We start from the raw sequence: 17,772 nt of genomic DNA on the forward strand, positions 1-17,772 counted from the left end.
CGTTTAACCCTTCCCGTGTTCTTGTTGTTGTGCCAGCAGGTGTTCCACCACCCGCTCCATGCGCATGAAGCGCGAACCTTTCACCAGCACGGTACTGTCGCTGGTGATTTGCTGATCCAGTGCGGCCAACAGCGCCGACAGATCATCGAAATACTGCGCGCCGGCGCCATAGGCGTTGGCCGCATGGCGGCTCAGCTCGCCCAGGCACAGCAGCGCTTCGATACCGCGGGCGCGGGCATGCGCGCCAACCTCGGCATGCAAGGCCGGCGCGGTATCACCCAGCTCGCCGATCTGGCCCATCACGAAGATGCGCGGCGCCGGGTAGGCAGCCAGCACATCGATGCCGGCCTTCATCGAATCCGGATTGGCGTTGTAGCTGTCGTCGATCACGCTGGCGCCGCAGGCGGCACGCTTGTGCTGCAGGCGCCCCTTGACGCCGGCAAAGGCCGCCAGCCCGGCGGCGATGGCGGCCAGCGGCACATCCAGCGCCAGCGCCACGGCGGCGGCGGCCAGCGCGTTGCGCACATTGTGCTCGCCGGCTGCCGGCAGGCTGATCGCCTGTTCGCCGGCAGCGCAGACCAGGGTGAAGCGGCAGCCTTCCGGCAGCAGCGTGATATCACGTGCCGTCACATCGCCGCCCTGCAGCCCGAAGCGCAGCTGGCGATGCTGGCCGGCGGCGGCGCTGAAGATCGGCTGCTGTGCGTCGTCGGCATTGATGATGGCCACGCCGTCGGCAGTCAGCCCTTCGAAAATCTCGCTCTTGGCACGGGCAATGTCGGCGGTGCTGTCAAAGCCGCCGCCCAGGTGTGCGCGCATGGCGTTGTTGACCAGCGCCACCTGCGGGCGGGTCAGGCCGCTCAAGTAGCGGATCTCGCCAAAGTGGTTCATGCCCATCTCGATCACCGCGTAGCGATGCGCCGGGCGCAGCGCCAGCAGTGTCAGCGGCAAGCCGATGTCGTTGTTGAAGTTGCCGGCGGTGGCATGCACCGCGGCGTCGCCGGCATGGGCGCGCAGAATGGCGGCCACCATTTCCTTGACCGTGGTCTTGCCATTGGAACCGGTGATGCCGATGCGCTTCACCTCCAGCTGCGCGCACCAGGCGGCGGCCAGGGTGCCCAGCGCCAGGCGCGGGTCGTCAACCTGGATCAGGCTGCCGGCAGCGGCAGCGAAGTCGCGGCGCACCAGGGCGAAGGCGCCCTTGGCCAGCACATCCGCCACAAAGTCGTGTGCGTCGAAGTTGTCGCCTTTCAGCGCCACGAACAGGTCGCCGGCCTGCACCGCGCGACTGTCGGTAACCACGCGCTGGAAGCGAGCGTCGCTGCCGGCCAACTCGCCGGACAGGATGCGGGCGGCTTCACTCAGCAGCAGCATGCTCGGCCCCCCAGGCAGTCAGCGCGTCTTCGGCAACGCGGAAATCGGAGAACGGGTGTTTCACCCCGGCGATGTCCTGGTATTCCTCGTGGCCCTTGCCGGCGATCAGGATCACGTCGCCAACCTGCGCCTGCAGTACCGCCCAGTGAATGGCGGCGGCACGGTCCACTTCCACGTGCCCCGGTGCCTGCATGCCGGCCAGGATGTCGTCGATGATGGCCTGTGGGTCTTCGCTGCGCGGGTTGTCGCTGGTCACCACTGCCACGTCGGCAATGCGCTCGGCAATGCCACCCATGATCGGGCGCTTGCCCTTGTCGCGGTCGCCGCCGCAGCCGAACACGCAGAACAGCTTGCTGCCAGCCGGGCGGATCTCCGCCAGCGTGGCCAGTGCCTTGTCCAGCGCATCCGGGGTGTGGGCGTAATCCACCACCACCAGCGGCTCCAGGCTGCTGCCGATGCGCTGCATGCGGCCGCGCGCCGGCTGGATCTTGCCCAGCACGCGGGCGGCCTCTTCCAGCGATACGCCGTTGGCGCACAGCACGGCGAGACAGGCCAGCATGTTGGCCGCATTGAAGCGCCCCAGCAGCGGGCTCTTGATTTCGGCATCGCCCCACGGGGTGGTAACGCTGAGCTGCAGGCCGTCAAGGTTGGCGGCAAGGCTCAGCGGGCGCACATCGCCCTGCTCCAGCCCGTAAGTGATCACCCGGGTGCGACTGCCATCGATACCGGCGGCAAGCTGGTGGCCAAAGGCATCGTCGGCATTGATCACCGCGTGCTGCAGGCCTTCCCAGTGGAACAGCTTGGCCTTGGAGGCGCCGTACTCTTCCATGCTGCCGTGGTAGTCCAGGTGGTCACGGGTCAGGTTGGTGAACACGGCGGTGCGGAACATCACGCCGTTGACACGGTACTGGTCCAGGCCATGGCTGGAGACTTCCATGCTCACCACGCTGGCGCCCTGGCGGCGGTATTCGGCCAGTTTCTGCTGCACGGTGATCGGATCCGGCGTGGTGTGGGTAGCCTGGGTCAGTTCACCATAGAAGCCATTGCCCACGGTGCCGATCAGCGCTGCCTTCTCACCCAGCAGCGCGTAGGCCTGCGCCAGCCAGTGCGAAATCGAGGTCTTGCCATTGGTGCCGGTAATGCCGATTACCGCCATATCACGGCTGGGGTGGCCATAGATATGCGCGGCAACGATGCCGGCATTGGCACGCAGATCGGCCACCGGCAGGTTGGGCACCTGCCAGGCCGGGTTCCACTGGAAGCCGTCGGCATCATCCCACAGTACTGCGGCAGCACCTTTTTCCAGCGCGGCGGCAATGAAATCGCGGCCATCGGTGTATTCGCCGCGGCAGGCCAGGAACAGGTCGCCCGGCAGCACGCGGCGGCTGTCGGTTTCGACACGGCTCACGGCAACGCCAAGACCCTGCAGTGCAGCAGGGTCCCAGGCCGACAGCTTGATCAGACTGGTTTTCATGTTTCTTCCCGCACTTCCGAAATCTGCTGTTCCGGAATCAGTGTGTTATTGGAGGGAGCGTCAGGCTCTACCCCCAGAATGCGCAGGCTGCCCGCCATGATGTTGGAGAAGGCGGGGCCAGCCACGGTGCCACCGTAGTAGCCGCCGGTAGTCGGTTCATCGATCATCACTGCCACGATCAGGCGCGGCTTGGTGGCCGGGGCGAAGCCGACGAACAGGCCGATGTGCTTGTTGGCCGCATAGTGGCCATCCACCAGCTTGCGCGCGGTGCCGGACTTGCCGGCCACGTGGTAACCCAGCACCTGGGCGCGCACTGCAGTGCCACCCTCCTCGGTAACTGCCACCATCATCTGGCGCATCTTGCGCGCGGTATCCGGCTTCACTACCTGGCGGCCGGGGTTGGCCACCGCCAGCTTGTTGAACGACAGCGGCAGCAGCGCGCCATCGTGGGTAAACACGGTGTAGGCACGCGCCAGCTGCAGCAGGCTGACGGTTACGCCGTAGCCGAAGGACATGGTGGCCTGCTCGATCGGGCGCCAGCCCTGCCAGTCACGCAGCCGGCCGCCGCTTTCGCCGGGAAAGCCGGATTGCGGGCTCTGGCCGAAACCGCTCTGGCGATAGAAAGTCCACATCTGCTCCGGGCTGAACATGGCCGCGATCTTGGAGGAGCCGACGTTGGAGGATTTCTGGATGATGCCGGTAACGGTCAGCGACGGATTGGGGTGCGAGTCACGCACCGTGGCCGGGCCGATCATGTACGGACGGGTATCGAACCAGGTGTCCGGGGTGATCTTGCCGGCATCGATGGCCATGGCCACCGGGAACGGCTTCATGGTCGAGCCCGGCTCGAACATGTCCACCACCGCGCGGTTACGGCGCATTTCCGGCTCCAGCACCGCACGGTTGTTGGGGTTGTAGGACGGGGTGTTGGCCATGGCCAGCACTTCGCCGCTCTGCGCGTCCAGCACCACCACGCCGCCGGCCTTGGCCTTGAACATGTCGGTGGCGGCGGAGAGTTCGCGGAACGCCAGGTACTGGATGCGCTTGTCGATGGACAGTGTCAGCGTCTGGCCGTCACGCGGCGGCTCGATGGCGGCCACGTCCTCGATGATGTGGCCACGACGATCCTTGATCACCGTGCGGCTGCCGGCCTTGCCGGCCAGCATTTTCTGCCGGGTCAGCTCCAGGCCTTCCTGGCCCTTGCCATCCACGCCGGTAAAGCCGATCACATGCGACAGCATTTCACCCGCCGGGTAGTAGCGACGGTATTCCTGCTGCTTGGCGATGCCGGGAATGCCCAGCGCCATTACCTGCTGCGCCAGTTGCGGGCTGATCTGGCGCTTGAGATAGACGAATTCGCGCTTCTTGTCGGCAAACTTGTCCTGCAGCTCCGCCACCGGCATTTCCAGCAGCCGCGACAGGGTAGCCAGCTTGGCGGCCGGTACCGGGCTCATATCCACCGGGCTGGCCCAGATCGACTGCACCGGGGTGCTGATGGCCAGCGGCTCGCCATTGCGGTCGGTAATCACGCCACGTACCGCCTCCAGCACCATGGCGCGACGGAAACGCGCCTCGCCCTGGTTCTGCAGGAAATCCTGCTGCACCACCTGCAGGTAGACCGCGCGCGACAACAGCGCCAGCAACAGCAAGCCCAGCAGCAGCTGCACCATGGCAACGCGACCTGGTGCCAGCCGCATATGCGGCTTGACGGTGTTGCGGATCGGCGGCGAGTACACGCGGCTCATCGCACTCCCTCCGGCGTGATCACGTACACCTGGCGCTGGTTCGGCGTCAGCATGGCAAGACGCGCGCTGGCTGATTTTTCAATCAGCGCATGCGCGCCCCAGGTACTCTGCTCCAGCAGCAACTGGCCGAACTCGACCTGCAGCTGCTTTTCCAGCTTCTGTTCCTTTTCCAGCTCGTAGTACAGGCGGCGCGACAGGTGCTGCGATGTCACTACCGACATCGCGCAGCCGAGCACCGCAGCCAGCAGAACGGCATTGAGCTTGTTGGCGCTCACACCGCCCCCTTCCACTCGCCGGCGGTACGCTCGGCGGTGCGCATGATGGCGCTGCGGGCACGCGGGTTGGCCGCAAGCTCTTCCTCGCCGGCGCGCACGGCCTTGCCCACCGCCTTGATCGGCGCCTCGGCAATATCGGCGGCTCGTACCGGCACCCAGGACGGCAGGCGGTCGGTAGTGCTGGCTTCGCGGATGAAATTCTTGACGATGCGGTCTTCCAGCGAATGGAAGCTGATCACCGCCAGGCGCCCGCCGATGGCCAGGTGCGACACCACCTGCGGCAGTACCGCCTTCAGCTCATCCAGCTCGCGGTTGATGAAAATCCTTATCGCCTGGAAGGTTCGCGTCGCGGGGTCCTGACCTGGTTCCCGAGTGCGGACGTTCTTCCCAACGAGCAGGGCGAGCTCACGCGTCGTTTCGAGGGGACGCTCAGCCCTTTGCGCAACAATGGCTGCTGCGATCTTGCGAGCAAACCGCTCTTCACCATAAGTCTTGATTACCTCTGCAATATCGGCCTCGGCGGCAGTCGCCAGCCATTCGGCGGCAGTGATGCCGCGGGTGGTATCCATGCGCATGTCCAGCGGCGCATCGAATCGGAAACTGAAGCCGCGACGACCATCGTCGATCTGCGGCGAAGAGATGCCCAGGTCCATCAGCACGCCATCCACCTGGCTCACGCCCAGCGCGGCCAGCTCGGTGGCGAAGGTCTCGAAGCCGTTGTGCACGATGGTAAAGCGCGCGTCCTCTGCCGCCAGCGCGGTGGCCACGGCGATAGCTTCCGGATCCTTGTCAAAAGCAATCAGCCGACCCTGCGGCCCCAGTTGGGACAGGATCAGCCGGCTGTGACCGCCACGCCCGAAGGTGCAGTCGACATACACGCCATCCGGACGAATGGCGAGGGCCGCAACGGCCTCGTCTAGCAGCACCGTGCGGTGAACAAATACAGCGTCGGTCAAAGCGTGAAATCTCCAAGATGCTGCGCAAGGTCGGCAGGATCAATCTCAAGGGCTGCGCTGGTCTGATCGTCCCAGCCGGCGGCATCCCACAATTCAAAACGGTTGCCCATCCCCACCAGCGCCACATCCTTGTCCAGCCCGGTCAGCTCACGCAGACGGGCGGGCAGCAGGATACGACCGGCGCTATCCATTTCCAGTGTCTCGGCATGGCCAAGCATCAGGCGCTGGTAGCGTTTCAGCGTGGGGTTGCCGCTGGGCAGGGCCAGCAGGCGCTGTTCGACGGGTTTCCAGTTGGGTTCGGGGTAGATCAGCAGGTGATCGGGAGAGTCGAGGGTAACAACCAGCTTGTGGCCAAACGCTGACAGCAGTGTCTCCCGGTGCCTGGCCGGAATGGCCAGACGCCCCTTGGCATCAAGAGAGACAAGACTTACGCCGCCGATCATTTTGTTTGCACGCTTCGCCGCAAAAGTTAGGGGCCGTCGCCCCACAATTACCCACTTCACCCCACTTTTCGCCACTATAGGGAAACGGGTTTACCCGGTCAACATCGAAAATGGGCAATTCGCCTTTGCGGACAATGACTTACCGGAATGTAAAAAAGCAGAAACCAAAACAAATCAGCGGCTTACAGAAACAACCCGAGAACGGGTATCAAATCATGCCGTTGACAAGATTGGCCACAAGCAAAAAGACAGCGGCGCACCATCAGGTGCGCCGCCGGTTGACAGTCCAGAACGGGATCAGGCCAGTTTCTGCTTCAGGATTTCCTGCACCTGCGCCGGATTGGCCTTGCCCTTGGAAGCCTTCATCACCTGGCCAGCCAGCGCGTTGAGCGCCTTTTCCTTGCCGGCGCGGAACTCTTCCACCGCCTTGGGGTTGGCCGCGATGGCCTCTTCCACCATCTTTTCGATGGCACCGACATCGGACACCTGCTTCAGGCCGTCGCGCTCGATTACCGCATCGGCGGAGAGATCACTCTCCCACAGCGCGTCGAACACCTGCTTGGCCAGCTTGTTGGACAGCGTGCCATCGGCCACGCGCGCCACCAGACCAGCCAGACGCTCGGCCGAGATCGGGCAGGCGGAGACATCCAGCCCCTCGCGATTCAGCCGCGCGGCCACTTCGCCGTTGATCCAGTTGGCGGCCAGCTTGCCCTGGCCGGTGGCCGTGGCCACCGCCTCGAAGTACTGCGCCAGCGCCAGGCTGGAAGTCAGCAGCGCGGCATCGTAGGCGGATACGCCGAATGCCTCGGCAAAACGCGCCTTCATCTGCCCCGGCAGTTCCGGCATTTCGCCGCGGATGCGGGCGATCTGCTCGTCGCTGATGCGCACCGGCAGCAGATCCGGGTCCGGGAAGTAGCGGTAGTCGTGCGCGTCTTCCTTGCTGCGCATCATGCGGGTTTCGCCGCTGTCCGGGTCGAACAGCACGGTAGCCTGCTGGATCTTGCCGCCATCTTCGATGGTGTCGATCTGCCACTGGATTTCGTACTTGATCGCCTGCTCCAGGAAACGGAAGGAGTTCAGGTTCTTGATCTCGCGGCGGGTGCCGAACTCAGCCTGGCCGAATGGGCGTACCGATACGTTGGCATCCACCCGGAAGCTGCCTTCCTGCATATTGCCGTCGCAGACCCCCAGCCAGGTCACCAGGGTGTGCAGTGCCTTGGCGTAGGCCACCGCCTCTTCCGGCGAGCGCATGTCCGGCTCGGACACCACCTCCAGCAGCGGCGTGCCGGCGCGGTTCAGATCGATACCGGTCATGCCATGGAAGTCTTCGTGCAGCGATTTGCCGGCATCTTCTTCCATGTGCGCGCGGGTAACGCGAATCACCTTTTCCTCGTCGCCAACCAGGATCGCCAGCTTGCCGTGCTCGACAATCGGCAGCTCCATCTGGCTGATCTGGTAGCCCTTGGGCAGATCGGGATAGAAGTAGTTTTTACGCGCGAACACGTTCTTCTGGTTGATGGTGGCATCCAGCGCCAGGCCCAGACGGATGGCCTTGTCTACCACCGCCTTGTTCATTACCGGCAGCACGCCCGGCAGCGCCAGTTCCACCAGCGAGGCCTGGGTGTTCGGCTCGGCGCCGAAGGCAGTACTGGCGCCGGAGAAAATCTTGGAAGCGGTGTTGAGCTGCACATGCACCTCAAGACCGATAACGACTTCCCATTTCATTTGGAAAATCCTTTAAAAGCTGGTTTTGCCACGAACCCCAAAAAAGCACGAAAACAAAGGCAACAGGCGAGAGCCTGCAGCATGATTCGTTTCGTGTCCTTTCGTGGTTTTCGTGGCCCCAAAATTACAGCGCCGGGGCGCGGGTGTGCCAGTCGGTGGCCTGCTGGAACTGGTGCGCCACGTTCAGCATGCGCGCCTCGCCAAAGTAGTTGCCGATGATCTGCAGACCCACCGGGCGACCGTTATCGCTGAAGCCGGCCGGCACGCTCATTGCCGGCAGGCCGGCCAGGTTCACCGACAGGGTGTAGATGTCCGACAGGTACATCTGCACCGGGTCGCCGGATTTCTCGCCCAGGTTGAAGGCGGCGGTCGGCGCCACCGGCCCCAGGATCACGTCGCAGCTGGCGAACGCGGCCTTGAAGTCTTCGGCGATCAGGCGGCGAATCTTCTGCGCCTTGATGTAGTAGGCGTCGTAGTAGCCGTGGCTCAGTACATAGGTACCCACCATGATGCGGCGCTTCACCTCGCTGCCGAAGCCTTCGGCGCGGGTCTTCTCGTACATGTCCACCAGGTCCTTGTACTCGCTGGCGCGGTGGCCGTAGCGCACACCGTCGAAGCGCGACAGGTTGGCGGAGGCTTCCGCCGGGGCAATCACGTAGTAGGCCGGGATCGACAGCTGGGTGTTGGGCAGGCTCACTTCCACTACCTCGGCGCCCAGCTTCTTCAGCTCGGCGACAGCGTTATCGATGATGCGGCCAACGTCGCCAGCCAGGCCGGCGGCGAAGTATTCACGCGGCAGACCGACGCGCAGACCGGCCAACGGCTGCGCCAGCTCACGACTGTAGTCTTCCTTGGCGCGCTCCAGGCTGGTGGAGTCGCGCTCGTCGAAGCCGGCCATCACGTTCAGCATCAGCGCGCAGTCCTCGGCGGTCTGCGCCATCACGCCGCCCTGATCCAGCGAGCTGGCGTAAGCCACCATGCCGAAGCGCGATACCACGCCGTAGGTAGGCTTGATGCCGGTCACGCCGCAGTGGCTGGCCGGCTGGCGGATGGAGCCGCCGGTATCGGTGGCAGTGGCCACCGGCGCCAGACGCGCGGCAACTGCCGCAGCGGAGCCACCGGAGGAGCCGCCGGGAATGGCGTTCAGGTCCCACGGGTTCTTCACCGCGCCGTAGAAGCTGTTCTCGTTGGAGGAGCCCATGGCGAACTCGTCCATATTGGCGCGGCCCAGCGTTACCAGGCCGGCGGCCTGGCACTGCTCGATCACGTGAGCGTTGTACGGCGAGATGAAGTTATCCAGCATCTTCGAGCCGCAGCTGGTCTTCCAGCCCTGCTGGCAGAAGATGTCCTTGTGCGCGATGGGCACGCCGGTGAGCGCGCCGGCAGTGCCGGCGGCACGACGCGCATCGGCGGCGGCGGCCTCGGCCAGGGTCTTGGCGCGATCGACGGTGATGAAGGCATTCAGTTGCGGGTTGAGCGCATCGATGCGGTCGAGATAGGCGGTAGCCAGCTCGACCGCGCTGAGCTGGCCGGCGGCCAGTTGCGCGGAAAGCTGTTTCAGCGTGGCGTTAATCATTGTGTGTTGATTTCCGTCCGGAATGACATAAGTGCATGGCTGCAGCCATGCCGGGCAGCCGGGGTTGGCCGCGTTATTCGATTACCTTGGGCACCAGGAACAGGCCTTTTTCCACCTGCGGCGCCACCGCCTGACAGGCTTCGCGGCGATCCGGCTCGGTAACCACGTCTTCGCGCAGACGCAGGCTGACATCCTGCGGGTGCGCCATCGGTTCGATACCGTCGGTATTGACAGCCTGCATCTGCTCGATCAGGCCCAGAATATTGTTCAGCTGCTTGCCGACGGCCTCGATTTCGGCGTCGGTTACGGCGATGCGGGACAGGCGCGCGATTCGCGCAACATCCTCATGAGTCAGCGACATGACACCCTCGTCAAAACCTTTAATAATTCAAGCGTTGTAGGGTATCATAACTGGTTTGATTCACCCAAGAACACATGGTCATTCTGCGGGCCTGCCGGGCGGGTTTCTCGGCTGTCGCGCCTGTTGAACCTTTCGCTCGCACAATGACCAAAACCGCCACTGGTCTCTCCGGCGCCGGATGCGCCGGCACCCACCAAACATTCATTCAGGATCGCCACATGTTTCGTTCGCTCACCGGCTACTTTTCCAATGATCTGGCCATCGACCTCGGCACGGCCAACACCCTGATCTACATGCGTGGCAAAGGCATCGTGCTTGACGAGCCTTCGGTAGTAGCCATCCACAACGACGCGCCCACCAACAAGAAGTCCATCCTGGCCGTGGGCCTGGAGGCGAAAAAGATGCTGGGCCGCACCCCGGGCAGCATCCAGGCCATCCGCCCGATGAAGGATGGTGTGATCGCCGACTTCACCGTGACCGAGCAGATGCTCAAGCAGTTCATCAAGAAGGTCACCCCGAACCGTTTCTTTGCCGCCAGCCCGCGCATTGTGATCTGCGTTCCCTGCGGTTCCACCCAGGTTGAGCGCCGCGCGATCAAGGATTCCGCGCTGGCAGCCGGCGCACGCCGCGTCGAGCTGATCGAAGAGCCGATGGCGGCCGCCATCGGTGCCGGCCTGCCGGTGGAAGACCCGACCGGTTCCATGGTGGTGGACATCGGTGGCGGCACCACCGAAGTGGGCGTGATTTCGCTGGGCGGCGTGGTGTACTCCAACTCGGTACGCGTGGGTGGCGACAAGTTTGATGAAGCCATCATCAACTACATCCGCCGCAACTACGGCATGCTGATCGGCGAAACCACCGCCGAGGAAATCAAGAAGACCATCGGTTCCGCCTTCCCTGGTACCGAGGTGAAGGAAATGGAAGTGAAGGGCCGCAACCTGGCCGAAGGCATTCCGCGCGCCTTCACCGTTTCCAGCAACGAAATCCTGGAAGCGCTGACCGAGCCGCTGAACCAGATCGTGTCCGCGGTGAAGATCGCCCTGGAACAGACCCCGCCGGAACTGGGCGCCGACATTGCCGACAAGGGCATGGTGCTGACCGGCGGCGGCGCGCTGCTGAAGGACATCGACCGCCTGCTGGCCGAAGAAACCGGCCTGCCGGTGTTCGTGGCCGAAGAGCCGCTGACCTGCGTGGTGCGTGGCTCCGGCAAGGCGCTGGACAAGATGGACAAGGTCGGCACCATCTTCACCAACGTGCCTTAATCCGCCACAACCTGACGAGGCACCGCCCGGCCACGGGCGGTGCGTGGTTGCATGAACTTCGCCAACACCCCGAGTTTTGCCAGCCAGGGCCTGGGCCCCGGCACGCGCCTGGCCATGTGCATCGCCGCTTCCATTGCCCTGCTGATCGGCGATAGCCATTTCGGCCTGATGGATCGCGCCCGCGACGGCCTGTCGGTGCTGCTGTACCCGGTGCAGCGCGCCGTCAACCTGCCGCTGGCCGCTGGCCGTCATCTGGGCGACTTCTTTGTCAGCCAGGCCGAGCTGAAAGCGGAAAACGACCGCCTGCGCAGCCTGGAGCTGGCCCAGTCCGGCCGCCTGATGCGGCTGCAGACGCTGGAGCGTGAACTGGCGCAGCTGAAGGCGCTGAACCAGCTCAAGGTTGGCCGCGACAATGGCGGCCAACTGGCGGAGGTGCTTTACACCGCGCGCGATCCGTTCAGCTACAAGATCATCATCGACAAGGGCCTGGATGCCGGCATCCAGCCCGGCCTGCCGGTGATCGACGAGATCGGCCTGATCGGCCAGGTCACCCGCGTGCAGCCACTGACCTCGGAAATCACCCTGATCGTCAACAAGAACCAGATGGTGCCGGTGATGAACCTGCGCACCAGCCAGCGCACCCTGCTGTATGGCTACGGCGGCGGCATCGAAGTACGTTACCTGTCGACGGCTTCCGACATTCGCCCCGGCGATGTGCTGGTGACCTCCGGTATCGATGGCATGTTCCAGGCCGGCATTCCGGTGGCACGCGTCACCCATGTTGACCGCCCGGCCGGTGCCGCCTTTGCCCGTGTGCTGTGCCAGAGTCTGGCCGGCGTGCAGTCCAGCCGCTACGTGCTGGTGATGCCGCAGCAGCCGGCGCGCCCGCCGCAACCCGCACCACAGCCGGAACCGGCAAGCAAGAAAAAGAAAACCAGCGATGAAGAGGATGCAGGCTGAGCCATGAGCTACGAACGACCGCAGGAACTGCTCAAGCCGGTACGCCGCCGCTTCATCACCCTGACCTTTGCCATTGCCCTGTTGCTGGAACTGATGCCGCTGCCGGTGGGCTCCACTCGCTGGCTGCCGGACTTTGTCGGCATGCTGATCCTGTACTGGGCCATCAACCAGCCACGGCGCATCGGCATCGGCATGGCCTTCCTGATCGGCCTGCTTACCGACGTGGCCACCGCCGGCCTGTTCGGCCAGCATGCGCTGGCCTACAGCATTACCGCCTACCTGGTGCTGCTGCGTCAGCGCCAGCTGGTGATGTTCAACCTGGGACAGCAGGCGCTGGTGATTCTGGCCATGCTGCTGGCCAACCAGCTGATCATGGTACTGGCACGCATGGCCGGTGGCGCCGCCTTCATCGGCTGGAGCTACTTCCTGCCGCCATTGATCGGCGCCCTGCTGTGGCCGCTGCTCAACAAGCTGCTGTTGCTGCCCTATCGCCACCACAGCGTGTAAGCAACGATGCCTCGCCTGAAAGACCCGAAGACCGAAGAAAGCCAGTTCCAGCTGCGGCTGCTGATCGCCTATGGCTTTGTGGTGGTGATGCTGCTGTTGCTGGCGGCGCGGCTGATCTGGCTGCAGGTACTGCAGTACGACCACTTCACCACCCTGGCGCAGAACAACAGTATCTCGCTGGTGCCGGTACAACCCAATCGCGGCCTGATACTGGACCGCAACGGCGTGATCCTGGCGCAGAACCATGCCGCCTATACCCTGGAACTGACCCCGGCCAAGATGCCGGACCTGGAAGCCACGGTTAAGGCATTGGGCCAGCTGATCGACATCACCCCGCGTGACGAGCGGCGCTTTCGCAAATTCCTGGCCGAAAGCAAGGAGTTCGAACCGGTACCGCTGAAGCTGAAGCTGAGCGAGGAGGAAGCCGCCCGGCTTGCGGCCAACGCCTGGCGCTTTCCCGGCGTGGAAGTACGCGCCTGGCTGTTCCGCGACTACCCGTACAAGGAGCTGACCAGCCACGTGCTGGGCTATATCGGTCGTATCAACCTGCGCGACCAGCAACGCATGGAGGAAGACGGCACGCTGGCCAACTATCGTGGCGCCACCCATATCGGCAAGCTGGGGCTGGAAGCTACCTATGAAAAGGAGCTGCACGGCCAGAACGGCTTCGAGGAAGTGGAAACCGATGCCGGTGGCCGCGCGGTACGCAGCCTGCGCCGCACCCCGCCGGTACACGGTAACAACCTGCAGCTGGCGCTGGATATCCGCATTCAGGAAGTCGCCGACAAGCTGTTCGGCAATCGCCGTGGCGCGCTGGTGGCGATCAACCCGCAAACCGGCGGCATTCTGGCCTTCGTCTCCAAGCCGGGCTTCGACCCTAACCTGTTTATCGACGGCATCGATGCCGCCACCTGGAAAAACCTGAACGAAGACTGGCAGAAGCCGCTGGTGAACCGTGCCTTGCGCGGTCTTTACCCGCCCGGCTCCACCTTCAAGCCATTCTTCGCCATGGCCGGGCTGCAGGCCGGCGCACTCAACCCGAATGAGCTGCGCCCGGCACCCGGTTACTTCACCCTGCCCGGTTCCAGCCACCAGTTCCGCGACTCGGTACCCAGCGGCCATGGCATGGTGAACCTGGCCAAGGCCATTGCCGTGTCCAGCGATACCTATTTCTACCGGCTGGCCTGGGAGATGGGCATCGACCGCATTCATCCGCTGATTGCGCAGTTTGGTCTGGGCAGCAAGACCGGCATCGACCTGGACAACGAGTCCAGCGGCGTACTGCCATCCAAGGAATGGAAGGCGCGGCGCTTTGCCAAGGCGCGGCCGGAAGTGCGCAAGTGGTACCCGGCCGACGTGGTGAGCGTCGGCATCGGCCAGGGTTTCAATGCCTACACCCCACTGCAGATGGCCAATGCCACCGCCATCCTGGCCAATGACGGCAAGGTGTTCAAACCGCATCTGGTGCAGAAGATCGTGGACGCCCGCAGCGGCAAGGAGCGCGTGATCGAGCAGCAGCCGCAGCAGGTGCTGGCGTTCAAGCCGGAACATCTGGCCACGGTGAAGGAAGGCATGCGCGCGGTGCTGCAACCGGGGGGCACCGCCTACCGCCTGGGCAGCGGCCTCCAATACAGCATGGCCGGCAAGACCGGTACCGCGCAGGTGGTGCAGATCAAGCAGGGTGCCAAATACAACGCCGGCGCGCTGGCCGAACAGTACCGCGACCACTCGTGGTTCATTTCCTTTGCCCCGGTGGAGCACCCCACCATCGCCATTGCCGTGATCGTGGAAAACGCCGGCTTTGGCGCCACCAGCGCCGCGCCGATCGCCCGCGCCGTCAGCGACTTCGCCCTCACCGGCAAGGTGCCGCCGGAGCTGCAGGGTCAGCTGCTTACCATCCCCTCCAGCAAACCCGCGCAAGGAAGCCAAGATGCATCAGCCGCTCGCTAAGCGAATCTGGGATGCCATTGCCGAGCCGTTCGATGGCTGGCTGATGGCCTTTCTCGGTGGGGTGTTCGCCCTCAGCATGCTGGTGCTGTTCTCGGCTTCCAACCAGAGCTGGCACAAGATCGACAACAAGATCATCTACACCCTGCTGTCGCTGGTGGTGATGTGGGTGCTGGCCAAGGCCCGCCCGCAGGCGGTGATGAATTTCGCCCCGCCGCTGTACCTGCTCGGCGTGGTGCTGCTGATCGGGGTCGACCTGTTCGGCGTCATCGTCAACGGCTCGCAGCGCTGGCTGAACCTGGGTATCGTGCGCATCCAGCCGTCGGAGATCATGAAGATTGCCCTGCCGATGATGCTGGCCTGGTATTTCCAGGTGAATGAAACCTCGCTGAACTGGAAGCACTACGTCGGCGCGGTGATCCTGATCGCCATTCCCGGCGTGCTGGTACTGAAGCAGCCTGACCTCGGCACCGCGGTGCTGATCATGGGCGCCGGCTTCTTCGTGCTGTTCTTTGCCGGGCTGTCCTGGAAAGTGATCATCGGCGGACTGATCGCGTTTGCCTCCAGCCTGCCCATCGTGTGGAACATGATGCACGACTACCAGCGCCGCCGGGTGCTGACGCTGATCGACCCGATGCAGGACCCGCTGGGCGATGGCTACCACATCATCCAGTCGATGATCGCCATCGGCTCCGGCGGCCCGTGGGGCAAAGGCTGGCTCAGCGGCAGCCAGACCCACCTCGATTACATTCCGGAACGCACGACCGACTTCATCTTTGCGGTGTTTTCCGAGGAATTCGGCCTGCTGGGCAACCTCACGCTGCTAGTGCTGTACCTGTGCATCATCAGCCGCGGCATGCTGATCACCGCCCGCGCGCAGACGCTGTACGGCCGGCTGCTGGCTGGCGCCATCACGCTGTCGTTCTTTGTCTACGTGTTCGTGAACATGGGCATGGTGGCCGGCATCCTGCCGGTGGTTGGCGTGCCACTGCCGTTCATGTCCTATGGCGGCACCGCCACGGTATCGCTGGCGGTGGCGCTGGGCATGCTGATGAGTATCGGCAACCGCAAGCGCTGAGTCGCCCCACCCGATATTGCCGCGGCCCACCCTGGTTGGCCGCATCACCATCCGGACTAGGCCATGCGGCTGATAGTCGCCACCGGCAGCACTTGCTAGGCTGCCCAGCATGAAGCCCGATCCCCGCCTGCCACTGGTCTACGCCTGCTCCGGCTGCTCCAATGCCGCGCAGCTGGCCAACCACTTTGCCCTGCGCCTCACCCGCGCCGGCCAGGCCGAGATGTCCTGCATCGCCGGCGTAGGCGGCCAGGTGCCGGCACTGCTGCGCATGGCGCGCAGCGGTCGGCGCATCCTGGCGCTGGACGGCTGCCCGCTGGCCTGTGTGCAGGGCTGCCTGACCCAGGCCGGGGTCAGCGCCGACCGCCATATCGACCTGTCCACGCTGGGCGTGAAGAAGCGCAAGCACGCCGACTACGAACCGGCCGAGGCCGAGCGGCTGTGGCCGCAGATCAGCGCAGCCGCCAGCACCTTGGCGCCGCGCTGAAGCTGTCGCTTACATCAGCCCGTGCCACGCCCCGTACACCACGAAACCGCCGATGATGGCCAGCAGGGTGCGGCGGGTGAAGAACGCCAGCGCCCCCGCGGCCAGGGTGCCCGGCAGGTAGGCATTGCTCAGCGTCAGCGCGATCTCGCCCTGCGGTGCCAGCGCCATCGGCACGATCAGCGCGGTGAGCACCGCCGCCGGCACATAGCGCAGGCTGCGTTCCAGCCAGTGCGGAAACGCCAGCCGGTGGCCGAATACCAGGAAACTCAGCCGGATGCCGTAGGTCACCACCACCATGCCGGCGATCGCCAGCAGCAACTGTTGTGTGCTCATGTTCATGCCTGCAGCTCCTCGGCCTTGCCGCCCTGCAGCTGCTCGGCCACCACACCGCCCACGACCCCGGCCAGCGCAGCCAGCATCAGCCCCAGCTTGTATGGCAGATGCCGCGCCAGCAGCGCCACGCTACCGGCCAGCACAGCGGCCAGCAGCACCGGGCGCTGCCTGAGCTGCGGCGCCACGATGGCGGCAAAGGTGGCCACCATGGCGAAGTCCAGCCCCAGTTCGGCCAGCCCCGGCACGCTCTTGCCCAGCAGCACGCCGGCGATGGTCCACAGCTGCCAGTTCAGGTACATGGCCAGCGAGGAGCCCAGCCAGTACCAGGCGCCGGCCATGTTGTCGCCGTGCTCGCGCAGTCGGTGCTCCACCACGGCAAAAGTCTCATCGGTAAGCCAGAACGCCAGCGGCCAGCGCCAGCGCGCCGACAGATGACGCGCATGCGGCAGCAGCGTGGCGCTGTACAGCGCGTGACGCAGGTTGACCACGAAGGTGGTGAGCCACAGCACCGGCAGCGCCACGCCGCCACCGATCAAGCCGACGGCGACAAATTGCGAGGAGCCGGCAAACACCAGCGCCGACAGCGCCAGCGTGGCCCACACCGGAATGCCGCTGGCGATCGCCAGGGTGCCAAAGATCACGCCAAACGGCGCGGCACCCACCAGCATGGGCACGGTATCGCGGCTGCCGGCCAGCAGCGCGGAAATACGGTCAGACATTGCACATCTCCATCAAGGTTGGCCGCAGCATGCCGCATGCGGCCAAGCTGGTATTGCACCAGATTGCTCTCAGGCCCGGCAGTCACCCGGCGCCTGCTGCCACGCCGCCAGTAAGTCGGCAAAGTCATCCGGGTTGCCGGCGTAGTGCAGACTGTCCGCCGGCAGCGGCAGCCATGGCTGAGCGCTTTGCTTCCAGATGTGCGCCACCGGTCGCAACCAGGCGGTATCGTCCAGCGAACCGGGCTTGATACTGAGGAACTGCGGCGTATCACGGTTCTGATGAAACAGCCGGCTGCCGCATTGCGGGCAGAACTGGCAATCGGTAATGCGGCCACTGGGCGTGTGCCTTGCCCACTGAGCGGTGTGCCCCCGCAGCAGGGTGAGCTGGTAATCGCCCAGCCACAGCGCCATGCCGAAGGCGCTGGCGCTCTGCCGCTGGCAATCCCGGCAATGGCAGGCAAACAGCGTGGCCACCCTGCCCGTTACCCGGTAGCGCAGCTGCCCGCACTGGCACTGCCCATGCAATTCCACCATGCTTCACCTCCAGCTCAAGAGC

Annotated in this window: 18 protein-coding genes; 6 read left to right on the forward strand and 12 right to left on the reverse strand. The window is 64.5% G+C overall.

The genetic code is table 11. The features are described from left to right. Positions 1-3: 3 nt before the first annotated feature. The 9 genes from ACFOKJ_RS10740 to gatC all read right to left on the reverse strand — a co-directional run bounded on the left by ACFOKJ_RS10740 (position 4) and on the right by gatC (position 9,926). Positions 4-1,371, reverse strand: coding sequence for a UDP-N-acetylmuramoyl-tripeptide--D-alanyl-D-alanine ligase (locus tag ACFOKJ_RS10740; protein ID WP_390279392.1), 1,368 nt, complete (start codon positions 1,369-1,371; stop codon positions 4-6). Then, positions 1,355-2,845, reverse strand: coding sequence for a UDP-N-acetylmuramoyl-L-alanyl-D-glutamate--2,6-diaminopimelate ligase (locus ACFOKJ_RS10745; RefSeq protein ID WP_390279394.1), 1,491 nt, complete (start codon positions 2,843-2,845; stop codon positions 1,355-1,357). The genes ACFOKJ_RS10740 and ACFOKJ_RS10745 overlap by 17 nt, the downstream gene beginning before the upstream one ends. Further along, complete coding sequence (locus ACFOKJ_RS10750; protein WP_390279396.1) at positions 2,842-4,590, reverse strand: peptidoglycan D,D-transpeptidase FtsI family protein; 1,749 nt, start codon at positions 4,588-4,590, stop codon at positions 2,842-2,844. The genes ACFOKJ_RS10745 and ACFOKJ_RS10750 overlap by 4 nt, the downstream gene beginning before the upstream one ends. Further along, on the reverse strand, positions 4,587-4,865 hold the full coding sequence (gene ftsL, locus ACFOKJ_RS10755) for a cell division protein FtsL (RefSeq protein WP_390279398.1): 279 nt from the start codon (positions 4,863-4,865) through the stop codon (positions 4,587-4,589). The genes ACFOKJ_RS10750 and ftsL overlap by 4 nt, the downstream gene beginning before the upstream one ends. Continuing rightward, positions 4,862-5,821, reverse strand: a complete 960-nt coding sequence (gene rsmH, locus ACFOKJ_RS10760; protein ID WP_390279400.1) for a 16S rRNA (cytosine(1402)-N(4))-methyltransferase RsmH — start codon at positions 5,819-5,821, stop codon at positions 4,862-4,864. The genes ftsL and rsmH overlap by 4 nt, the downstream gene beginning before the upstream one ends. Continuing rightward, positions 5,818-6,264, reverse strand: coding sequence for a division/cell wall cluster transcriptional repressor MraZ (mraZ, locus tag ACFOKJ_RS10765; RefSeq protein ID WP_390279402.1), 447 nt, complete (start codon positions 6,262-6,264; stop codon positions 5,818-5,820). The genes rsmH and mraZ overlap by 4 nt, the downstream gene beginning before the upstream one ends. A 297-nt stretch (positions 6,265-6,561) precedes the next feature. Then, positions 6,562-7,989, reverse strand: a complete 1,428-nt coding sequence (gene gatB, locus ACFOKJ_RS10770; RefSeq protein WP_390279404.1) for an Asp-tRNA(Asn)/Glu-tRNA(Gln) amidotransferase subunit GatB — start codon at positions 7,987-7,989, stop codon at positions 6,562-6,564. Between the two features lie 124 nt (positions 7,990-8,113). Continuing rightward, complete coding sequence (gatA, locus tag ACFOKJ_RS10775; protein ID WP_390279406.1) at positions 8,114-9,565, reverse strand: Asp-tRNA(Asn)/Glu-tRNA(Gln) amidotransferase subunit GatA; 1,452 nt, start codon at positions 9,563-9,565, stop codon at positions 8,114-8,116. Positions 9,566-9,638: 73 nt separating this feature from the next. Continuing rightward, complete coding sequence (gatC, locus tag ACFOKJ_RS10780) at positions 9,639-9,926, reverse strand: Asp-tRNA(Asn)/Glu-tRNA(Gln) amidotransferase subunit GatC (RefSeq protein ID WP_390279408.1); 288 nt, start codon at positions 9,924-9,926, stop codon at positions 9,639-9,641. Between the two features lie 218 nt (positions 9,927-10,144). Between gatC and ACFOKJ_RS10785 the strand changes: the two genes are divergently transcribed. The 6 genes from ACFOKJ_RS10785 (at position 10,145) to ACFOKJ_RS10810 (ending at position 16,164) form a co-directional block, all read left to right on the forward strand. Continuing rightward, on the forward strand, positions 10,145-11,188 hold the full coding sequence (locus ACFOKJ_RS10785; protein WP_390279410.1) for a rod shape-determining protein: 1,044 nt from the start codon (positions 10,145-10,147) through the stop codon (positions 11,186-11,188). Between the two features lie 51 nt (positions 11,189-11,239). Next, a complete protein-coding gene (gene mreC, locus ACFOKJ_RS10790; RefSeq protein WP_390279412.1) occupies positions 11,240-12,148 on the forward strand; it encodes a rod shape-determining protein MreC in 909 nt (302 codons plus the stop codon). Positions 12,149-12,151: 3 nt separating this feature from the next. Next, positions 12,152-12,655: a rod shape-determining protein MreD gene (gene mreD, locus ACFOKJ_RS10795; protein ID WP_390279414.1), complete on the forward strand. Its 504-nt coding sequence runs from the start codon at positions 12,152-12,154 to the stop codon at positions 12,653-12,655. A 6-nt stretch (positions 12,656-12,661) separates the two neighbouring features. Continuing rightward, entirely contained in the window at positions 12,662-14,605 is a 1,944-nt protein-coding gene (gene mrdA / locus ACFOKJ_RS10800; RefSeq protein WP_390279416.1) for a penicillin-binding protein 2, read from the forward strand. Then, positions 14,586-15,680: a rod shape-determining protein RodA gene (rodA, locus tag ACFOKJ_RS10805; protein ID WP_390279418.1), complete on the forward strand. Its 1,095-nt coding sequence runs from the start codon at positions 14,586-14,588 to the stop codon at positions 15,678-15,680. Before mrdA ends, rodA begins: the two co-directional genes overlap by 20 nt. Positions 15,681-15,789: 109 nt before the next feature. Then, positions 15,790-16,164, forward strand: coding sequence for a putative zinc-binding protein (locus tag ACFOKJ_RS10810; RefSeq protein ID WP_390279420.1), 375 nt, complete (start codon positions 15,790-15,792; stop codon positions 16,162-16,164). 9 nt (positions 16,165-16,173) lie between these two features. On the opposite strand, the gene ACFOKJ_RS10815 is transcribed toward ACFOKJ_RS10810, so the two are convergent. From ACFOKJ_RS10815 to ACFOKJ_RS10825, 3 genes are all read right to left on the reverse strand, one after another. Continuing rightward, on the reverse strand, positions 16,174-16,503 hold the full coding sequence (locus tag ACFOKJ_RS10815; RefSeq protein WP_390279422.1) for an AzlD domain-containing protein: 330 nt from the start codon (positions 16,501-16,503) through the stop codon (positions 16,174-16,176). Continuing rightward, complete coding sequence (locus tag ACFOKJ_RS10820; protein WP_390279424.1) at positions 16,500-17,216, reverse strand: AzlC family ABC transporter permease; 717 nt, start codon at positions 17,214-17,216, stop codon at positions 16,500-16,502. Before ACFOKJ_RS10820 ends, ACFOKJ_RS10815 begins: the two co-directional genes overlap by 4 nt. Positions 17,217-17,285: 69 nt before the next feature. Then, positions 17,286-17,750: a GFA family protein gene (locus ACFOKJ_RS10825; protein WP_390279426.1), complete on the reverse strand. Its 465-nt coding sequence runs from the start codon at positions 17,748-17,750 to the stop codon at positions 17,286-17,288. Positions 17,751-17,772: the final 22 nt, after the last annotated feature.

The sequence above is a fragment of the Vogesella amnigena genome (assembly GCF_042648905.1).
Taxonomy (GTDB): Bacteria; Pseudomonadota; Gammaproteobacteria; order Burkholderiales; family Chromobacteriaceae; genus Vogesella; species Vogesella amnigena.

Bases quoted from the DNA above. Each gene is read 5' to 3' on its own strand.
- ACFOKJ_RS10740 (WP_390279392.1), bottom strand. From the start codon at position 1,371: ATGCTGCTGCTGAGTGAAGCCGCCCGCATCCTGTCCGGCGAGTTGGCC.
- ACFOKJ_RS10745 (WP_390279394.1), bottom strand. From the start codon at position 2,845: ATGAAAACCAGTCTGATCAAGCTGTCGGCCTGGGACCCTGCTGCACTG.
- ACFOKJ_RS10750 (WP_390279396.1), bottom strand. From the start codon at position 4,590: ATGAGCCGCGTGTACTCGCCGCCGATCCGCAACACCGTCAAGCCGCAT.
- mraZ (WP_390279402.1), bottom strand. From the start codon at position 6,264: ATGATCGGCGGCGTAAGTCTTGTCTCTCTTGATGCCAAGGGGCGTCTG.
- gatB (WP_390279404.1), bottom strand. From the start codon at position 7,989: ATGAAATGGGAAGTCGTTATCGGTCTTGAGGTGCATGTGCAGCTCAAC.
- gatA (WP_390279406.1), bottom strand. From the start codon at position 9,565: ATGATTAACGCCACGCTGAAACAGCTTTCCGCGCAACTGGCCGCCGGC.
- gatC (WP_390279408.1), bottom strand. From the start codon at position 9,926: ATGTCGCTGACTCATGAGGATGTTGCGCGAATCGCGCGCCTGTCCCGC.
- ACFOKJ_RS10785 (WP_390279410.1), top strand. From the start codon at position 10,145: ATGTTTCGTTCGCTCACCGGCTACTTTTCCAATGATCTGGCCATCGAC.
- mreC (WP_390279412.1), top strand. From the start codon at position 11,240: ATGAACTTCGCCAACACCCCGAGTTTTGCCAGCCAGGGCCTGGGCCCC.
- mreD (WP_390279414.1), top strand. From the start codon at position 12,152: ATGAGCTACGAACGACCGCAGGAACTGCTCAAGCCGGTACGCCGCCGC.
- mrdA (WP_390279416.1), top strand. From the start codon at position 12,662: ATGCCTCGCCTGAAAGACCCGAAGACCGAAGAAAGCCAGTTCCAGCTG.
- rodA (WP_390279418.1), top strand. From the start codon at position 14,586: ATGCATCAGCCGCTCGCTAAGCGAATCTGGGATGCCATTGCCGAGCCG.
- ACFOKJ_RS10810 (WP_390279420.1), top strand. From the start codon at position 15,790: ATGAAGCCCGATCCCCGCCTGCCACTGGTCTACGCCTGCTCCGGCTGC.
- ACFOKJ_RS10815 (WP_390279422.1), bottom strand. From the start codon at position 16,503: ATGAACATGAGCACACAACAGTTGCTGCTGGCGATCGCCGGCATGGTG.
- ACFOKJ_RS10820 (WP_390279424.1), bottom strand. From the start codon at position 17,216: ATGTCTGACCGTATTTCCGCGCTGCTGGCCGGCAGCCGCGATACCGTG.
- ACFOKJ_RS10825 (WP_390279426.1), bottom strand. From the start codon at position 17,750: ATGGTGGAATTGCATGGGCAGTGCCAGTGCGGGCAGCTGCGCTACCGG.